This is a genomic window from Kitasatospora sp. MBT66 (genome assembly GCF_000710405.2).
GTDB lineage: Bacteria > Actinomycetota > Actinomycetes > Streptomycetales > Streptomycetaceae > Kitasatospora > Kitasatospora purpeofusca.
Genome location: NZ_JAIY01000001.1, coordinates 13,072 through 20,690, shown reverse-complemented (window position 1 = coordinate 20,690; position 7,619 = coordinate 13,072). Strand labels below are relative to the sequence as shown.

Annotated in this window: 4 protein-coding genes; 2 read left to right on the top strand and 2 right to left on the bottom strand. The window is 70.2% G+C overall.

Annotated elements, in window-relative coordinates; genetic code table 11:
* Positions 1 to 656 precede the first annotated feature (656 nt).
* Entirely contained in the window at positions 657 to 2,597 is a 1,941-nt protein-coding gene (locus BI06_RS00045) for a hypothetical protein (protein WP_043463412.1), read from the bottom strand.
* A gap of 1,093 nt (positions 2,598 to 3,690) precedes the next feature.
* Positions 3,691 to 4,410 carry a GntR family transcriptional regulator gene (locus tag BI06_RS00040; protein WP_043463409.1) on the bottom strand — a complete coding sequence of 240 codons (720 nt, stop codon included), beginning with the start codon at positions 4,408 to 4,410 and terminating at the stop codon, positions 3,691 to 3,693.
* Positions 4,411 to 4,578: 168 nt separating this feature from the next.
* Between BI06_RS00040 and BI06_RS00035 the strand changes: the two genes are divergently transcribed.
* Together BI06_RS00035 and BI06_RS50105 are read left to right on the top strand one after the other, a co-directional pair.
* Positions 4,579 to 5,157: a WhiB family transcriptional regulator gene (locus BI06_RS00035; protein WP_043463406.1), complete on the top strand. Its 579-nt coding sequence runs from the start codon at positions 4,579 to 4,581 to the stop codon at positions 5,155 to 5,157.
* A 1,839-nt stretch (positions 5,158 to 6,996) separates the two neighbouring features.
* Positions 6,997 to 7,619 (top strand): RNA ligase family protein (locus BI06_RS50105; RefSeq protein WP_043463401.1); only part of this gene is annotated, 623 nt, incomplete at its 3' end.

The following is a 7,619-nucleotide window of genomic DNA, read 5'->3' as shown; positions in this document are numbered from 1 at the left end:
ATCTCTGGGGTGAGCGTCGGGCGGGTGCGCTCACCGGTCGGAGTGGCGGGAGCGGGGCGCTCAGGGCGGCTCGGATGGCGCCGAGGCAGAGGGGCGCTCATGGTCGTGTTGCCGAGTCCGGGGCGGGCGCAGGTGCCCGCAGCTGGTGAGTGCGATCGCTCCTGGGACGACCGCCGAGTGCGGGCCAGGCACGACGAAGGCGCCCACGCTCCGCTGCAGGAAAGTGGCCGGCCACCCTGGCCGCGGATGCCCGAGACATCGCGGGCATCCGTGCGAGCGCCAGCCGCACCCCGGGGACAACCCCAGGTCAGCACCCTCGGTCAGCGGGACAACCGATGGCGGACTCCGGGACAACACGGCCGAGCCGCCCGCTTGTCCCGGGACAACATGGCGACGGTTCGGTACCCGTTCCCGCGGCCGTTCCCCCTGGGGCGGCTCGGCCGGGGACAACATGCGCGCGGCTCTGGGTTGTCCCGCTCACGGTGGCGACTCGTTATCCGGCAGCTGCGGAGAGCGGGAGCGCCGGCCGGAGGAGCGGAGCACCCCGGCCCGCTCGATGGGACGCGACCGCTCGCACCCGCGCGCTGGATGCGCTCACGATCAACGAGCAACGCGGAGCGCTCCGGCGCCCCCGCTCACGAGCGGGGGCCAAGCGCTCATGAACGCGTGACGGGCATGTGCGCCGAGGTTCGGCTGGAAGCCGAAGCAACCATCCGAGACCGGGGCGCGGGTAGGCCGGGAAGCCCATGGGTGTCCGCCGCGAGCCGGGCGGCGAGGCGGGCGAACGCGGGATGTGCACCTGCCGCCGTGGCGGCCTCGGCCGCGGCAGCCGCAGCCCGCCGCACCGAAGCTCCACTCTCGGCTGCGTCCCGAGCAGTCGCACCGGAGCGCAGGGCCCGCTGGACGGCCAGCTCGGCGGCGGCCGTGACGGCGGACTCGTGCTCACACCCCGCACAGTCGCCGCCGGCGAACAGCTCGCCCCGCCGACCGCAGCCCGGGCAGATGCCGTGGACGGCACCGGCCGCGGGTCCGCCTGCGCACTGGTCACAGGTCCCGAAGTGGCTCGGTGAGCCGTGGAACGTCCGCCCGCAGCTCCCGCAGGCGGTGACCTGGGGAAGCTGCGACAGAAGCCAGGCCAGGGGGGACCTGATGACCCCCCGGTCGTCCCGGGGCCCCTCGAAGCTCATCGGAGCAAGCCGGCCGACCAGGTGCCGGCCCAGGTCGGCGGCAGTGCGAACGCGCAGCACACGAGCGATCGCCTGAGCGGCGACCCGGTGCTCCCGGGAGTCGAGCCGGTCCACGAGCGGTGCGATCTCGGCCATCACGGACAGCACTGGGGCACTGGTCAGCTCCACCGTCCGGCCGTGCCCGCGCCTGGTCTCGGCGGAAGACGATGAGCGACTGGGCTGGCAGTTCTCCGCGCGCAGCGCGTCCAAGGGCTCGCCCGTTGAGTGCTCATCACCGGCGCTCACCCGCGGAGCCGGGACCCTCGCGTGCGCACGCGCGCCACCGGCGACGGCGGGTACCCCGATCTCGGCTTCGCCGGAGTTACCCCCAGAGACCTCAGCAGAATCAGGGACAACAGCTGACGCAGCGTGAGGAGCGTGAAGGTCCACAGCAGCAGGCTGGTGTGCGATCAGGGGCCCGACAGCCTTTCGGGCCCGCCTGGCCTGGGACTTTTCCGCCTGCCGAGCAGGGATCTCCCTGTCTGCACTACCAGGGCGTTCGGTGGGGGCCGGTTCGTGGGGCGCGACGACGCTCAGGGGAGACGCGCCGACGACCGCGGGGACGAGGATCCGGCCGCGTCCGAGCAGCCCCGAGCGCGTGCTTCTCCTGACGAGCTCGATCGCCCCGTGCTGCTGGAGCCGACCCAGCACCTTGGCCGCGCCGTCGGGAGTGCACCCCAGCAGGCGGGCCAGCGTCGCAGCCGAGCGCCCGCGGCGCTCGTCGATCCGCCCCCCGCACATCCTCACCGATCCGTCCGAGCGCGCCTCCAGCGCGAGCAGGAGCAAGGCGAGTCGGTCGGTGGCCGCGCCCCGGCCCTTGCGCTCGGCGAGTACACCCCCAGGAGTGTCGGCCCGGTCGGCGTGGCGCCACCCCGGGGCGAACAAGACCTCGAGCAGGCGCAGGAGGACAGCCAGCTCACGCCGCTGCAGCGCCAGCGGATGCCGAAGATCGCCGGAGCGCTTGGCACCGATCATCGCGGGCACGCCGACGTCGAGACCGATCACCCCCGCTACGCCGCGGCGCTGTCGGCTCACCAGCGTGCCCGCCTTCCGCTGCCGGGCGAGCGTCTGGTCGATGGACGAGGCACCGACGCCCGCCCACCGACCGAGTTCGGCCGCAGTCGAGGACGCCGCACACATTCGCTGGCTGTTGGCCTTGGCCACCACGATGATCCGCAGCAGCCGGTCGAGGTCGCCGGCCCCCTGCATCTCGGGCTCGGCGAGCAGATAGTGGACAGCCGTCCGCAGTCGCCGGCGCATCCCGGAGCCGAGCCGCAGTGTGGAGGGCGTACCGGAGCCGGCCACCGCCTCCAGCCGACCGGCAGGAGCGACCGGCAGCGGTCCTTCCGCAGAGGCCGCGGCGACGCTCATCGGCCTCCGCCCGTCTGCAGTTGCGCACCCCGGCAGGCCCGGACCGACGAGCGGGGCCCGGCACCCCCGGAGACTCGGGGGCCTGGAGTGTGGACGGCGTAGGCGCGCATGGATCTCCCGGCGTCTGCCCGTCGGACACCCAGGCAGCATGGTTCGGCCGGCGCCGAAGGCCGGCGCCGGATGGTCACGGTCATGGCCGGTCGCCACCCATGGGTGCTCCAGCCAGAGCTAGAGGCCGCCGAGGGGGCCGTCGTGTGACACGGAACGGGAAGAACACTTCGGCCGGGGACAACCTCGCGCCGCAGAGCGCGGTGCTGCGCCGCAGCGCGGACAAGTCGGATCGGCCCGAGTGGTGTCCAAGGCCGCTGCCTGCACTGATGTGAGGGTTCACCGTCAACCAGCAGGTTGTCCCGGCCTCCCTGGTTGGTGTTTCCCCAGGTGAGCGCTACCGGCGGACGCGTCGGGCAGGAGCCGCCAGGAGCGTGCCCGATGGCTGGGAAGAGCGGTTGCGCAGGAGGGTCAAGCTGACAAACGGCATGGCGGTGCTGCAAGATGTACTCCGTTCTCCCGAGGTTGCCTCGGGACAACACGAAGGCCCCTTCGGGGGTCGACTGCTGGAGGGCAGTTACTGCCGGGCCTTCGGGCCCGGTCTTCGCGAAGGGGAGCGGGAACTCCACTGCGCGGTGACGGCTGGTTGAGCGGAGAGGGATACTTCGCTTCCAGCGAGGAAGGGCGGACCGCCTCGGGATAGAGGTATGGCCGCCCAGTTCTCTCTTATGACACGCGAGCCCCCTTCAAGGGAGCGCTGAATCCGATCGCGCTGATGGCCGCGGACAGCACAAAGCCCCGCCGGAGCTGCGGTTGGACACGCGCTCGTGCGGCGGGTGCCGGGTCAACCCGCGTGAGGATGCGGGTAGCCTCGGTCATAGCGAGACACCGTCCGATCGGTTCTCGGCTCATTCCCCCGCGGCTTGCCTAAGGCCGCGGGGTTTTGCCTTTTCGGGTTTGCGTTCGGTTACTGGGTTGTCACCCTATCCCGACACCGTGGCTGGGTGTCCACCCTGGTTTTCCGGGTGTTCTCCGCCCTGAAGCCTTAGGTGGAGGGCCCGTTGGTGTACGTGGCGGAGGGGTGCAGCGCCCGGACTCGATCCCCCCGCAGCGAGGCGATCTGACACCACCACGGCTCACCGTCGCGGAGCGCGACCCGGGTCCAGGACAACACCGTGCCGTCGCTGGCGAGAAGACGAGCCGTCTCGGGTGCCGCCTCCTGGGCCGTCATCCAGGCCCGGTGGTGGACGTGCGTGCTGAGCTCCTCGAGTTCGTCGGTTCCCGAGCTGTCCGGACGGCGCAGGGCAGGGTGGAGATCGGCAAGGGCCGGCGGTAGGTAGGTCTCGACGACCGCCCAGGGTGCGCCGTCGACGAAGTGGGTGCTTCGGCGTAGCAGTACCTGCTCGCCGGCCGGTACCTGGAGCACCGGGACTACCGCTGGGGGTGCGGGGCAGACCTCGACGGTGGTGGCCTCTGCCAGCCCGGTCGTCGGCGAGACCACGACCAGCCTGCCCTGCTCGGTCGCCACGACGTCGACGGGCTGGTATCCGGCCAGCACCACGCTGCCGACCTGCGGAATGGTCTGGAGCAGGCCCTGGCTGGTCAGTATCGCGAGCGCCTCGCGCATCGTGTTGTAGGCGACGGCGTGGGTCTCGCTGAGCTTGCGCAGACCGGGCAGCTTCTTGCCCACCGGGTACAGGCCGGCCTGGATGGCCGCTCGGACGGCATCGGCCGCGCGCTGCTTCTGGGTGGTGGATGCCGCCATGGGCTCATCTTGCCGTACCTCGGCACCTGGCAGTTCCATCGGGCTCCATTCGCGCTTGACGTTCGCGGATCTTCAGGGCAGCATGCTGAATCAACTGAAGCAAGTCAAATGATTCAGAGCTGGATGTGCGAGACCACGCACACCTGAACCCGCCCGAGGAGGCCCTCCGTGCCCACCACCAACCAGCCCGCCGCCACCGGACGCCACACCCGGCACCAGCACAGCTCCCCCGCCAGCCACCACTCCCCGACCGCCGAAACCATGCGCCGTCCACAGCTCCAGGCCGCGCTCGCCAACGGCCACTGCTCGCTGCTCAGCCTCCCCGCCGAGGACCCCTTCGAGCGCGAGAAGAGCGAGACCACCGAGAGCTGGCACACCCGCCGGCAGCTCACCATCCAGAACATTTGTGGGGGCTGCCCCGCAGCCGCAGCCTGCGAGGAACTCGCGCTGCGCGACCGGGCCTACACCGGCGTCCGCGGAGGCCTGACCGAGGAGGAGCTGCGCCAGCGCGCCCGCAAGCAGGCCACGCGGCTCGCCGCCGCCCGCAAGGCCGATAACCACCTCCACGACCAGGACACGCAGATCCGCCAGGCGTACCGCCAGCTCAACCGTGCCTGCGCCGTCAACTCCGACCGCTACAAGGCCAGCGCCCCGCAGCGGCACGCCGCGGTCACCACCGCACGCTCGAAGCTGGCGCACCTCCAGGCTGCCCGCCGGACCGAGAACGGTTGGGGAGCTCAGCGGTGAACAGCAGCCCGTCGCCGGCCGGCTCCGCGGACCCACCCGAGATACCCGGCCAGCAGCCCACAGCCGCCGACCTCCACGCACACATTGCCCACCTCGAAGGCCTGCTGCGCACCTTGCGTGCCGAGAACACCGCCTTACGCGCCTGGGTCGGCGGGGACCCCGTCGCACTCGCGTTCCTCCAACTGCACCGCGCCCCGACGACCACCTGCGGGAGTACAGAGTGACCGCGTTCGAGGTCCCGGCCTCACGGTCCTTCTCCTGTCCCGACAGTCCGTCGCTGGCGCGCTTGTCCTGACGGGCGGGCCGCTCCTGCTCGCCCGCCGCTGGCGCTCAAGCCACCCGTCCCGTGGTGCGAAGGCCGCCGACAACCCCGAGCACCCGACGGCGGTCACTGAACGGTGACAACCTCGGCAAGGCCATCATCGGCATCTTCGTCGCCATCGCGTTGCTGCGCCTCGTCTGCCCTGTTTTGGTGGAGACGATCACGTGCCTCGTGGTGCTCTGGGTTGCATCAGCCTGGGCGCTTGCGCCACCACCTGCTTCCGATACCTCACGGGCCGGACCGGCCGCCGCGGGGCGTCCTCGTCTCGCCCGAAGGGGAGGGGTGATTTCTCTCCCCGACCAAGCAGAGCCGTGGTGACGGAGAAATCACCCTGGCTGGCGGGAGTAGAGGGGGAGATTTCTCTCTGGTCTCCAGGGGAGAAATCTCCCCTCCGTAGCCACCGCGACGCCGGCGGCCGCCCGCAGCGCCTGGCTCGACGCGCCCCCACGCAAGCCGAGCACTCCTCGATCCACCGCAGATCGCCGAGTTGATCAAGGTTGCGTCGGAGGTTGCTTCGGAGGTTGCCTGTCGAGTTGCTCTGCGAGTTGCTCACCGAGTTGCTTCGGAGGTTGCTTCGGGATAGCCCCTCGAAATCACTTAAACCGCAGGTCAGAGCCTACGGACAAGGGTCTTCAGAAACGCCGACTACTTCTCTGTGCGGTAGCTGGCGAAGTCAAAGGGGGCTGCAGTTTGGAGGGTGAGAGTGGGTGGCTGGGATCGGTAGTGCAAGGGAGTGGGCGGAAAGGTGTGGTGCTCGGTGGGGTGTTGGTGGGTGGGCTGGGGAGATGGGCTGTCAGGTGTTGATGGGTGGATGGGGTGAAGGGGCGTGGGGGGAGGTGGTGCTGGTCGAAGGGTGGGTGCGGGCGTGGGGTGCGGGTGAGGGTGTATGGGGTGTGGGGCGAAGGGGAGCTGGCAGACGTGGGTTGGATTGGTGGGGGCTGGAGGTGGGGCGGAGCGAAGAGAGGGGGGGAAGCAGGTCGGGACGGGCAGGTGTTGGGGATGGGGAGGGCGGGGTGCGGGTGCGGGTGTGGGGTAGGGCGGGACGGGTCAGGTGTTGGGGCGCTGGCGTGGACGGTTTTTTGGGGGTTGGGGGGTGATGCCGCCGGCGCGCCGGGCGGGGGCTGGGGCTGCGCAAGCAAGCGATGTAACTTATTTCATAAAGGCTCGGGTCGGCTGTTGGTGGCCGCCGCCCTGCCGTCGCCGGGGGCTGGTCGCTCCGGGGGCGGCCCCCTGGCCGTGGTCCGCTGTTCTCCGTGTGTCGCTGCTGTCCGCACTGGCTCGCCGCCTCCTGGCCGCCCGTCCTGCCCTTCTCGATGGCTACTGTCGCCGCTGCTGTCCGGCCGGCGGGGGCGAGCTGGGGCCTTCGGTCGTCGGCGGGTGGGGCGACCGAGTGACCACTCATGAGAGTTGCAATAGAACAGCGAATGCTGTAACTTATTTCTAGTCCTGCTCGTGCCTCCGCGCTTCGCGGGGTCGGCCAGCCAGCCCAGTACTTGATCTACCCTCTTGGAGAATTCATGCGCCCGGTTCCGCTCAACCTCGGTGTTCTGAACACCGCGACCAAGTACCCGTCGATCCCGACGTACCACCAGCTCGATCCTCGCAACGGTGGCCTGCTCGAAACCCCGACGCCGTTCACTGGCGAGGTGGTGCTCACCGAGAAGGTGGACGGCACGAACGGGAGGATCATCCTGCTCGAAGACGGTGACTTCTTCATCGGCTCCCGCGAAGAGCTGCTGTATGCCAAGGGCGATCGGATTGCCAACCCGGCGCAGGGCATCGTCAACGCTCTCAAGCCTCTCGCCGAGCGGCTCAGCACGGGGGTCCGGTTTACCGGCGCGGGCATCACCGTCCTGTACCTGGAGGTGTACGGAGACAAGATCGGCAGCGCGGCTAAGCAGTACCAGGGCAGCGGACTCATCGGGTGCCGCCTTTTCGACGTGGCGAACGTGCCGATCTCCGTGCTCGACCGGACCGTGGCCCAGGTGTCCACCTGGCGGGAGAACGGAGGCCAGCAGTGGTGCGAGGAGCCGGATCTGCTGGACTTCGCTGCTGCCGAGGGCCTCTCGCTCACCCCGCGTCTCGGCGCCGTGCCTGCCTCGTCGCTGCCTTCGAGCATCGAGGACGCGCACCGGTGGTT

Bases quoted from the DNA above. Each gene is read 5' to 3' on its own strand.
- BI06_RS00045 (WP_043463412.1), bottom strand. From the start codon at position 2,597: ATGAGCGTCGCCGCGGCCTCTGCGGAAGGACCGCTGCCGGTCGCTCCT.
- BI06_RS00040 (WP_043463409.1), bottom strand. From the start codon at position 4,410: ATGGCGGCATCCACCACCCAGAAGCAGCGCGCGGCCGATGCCGTCCGA.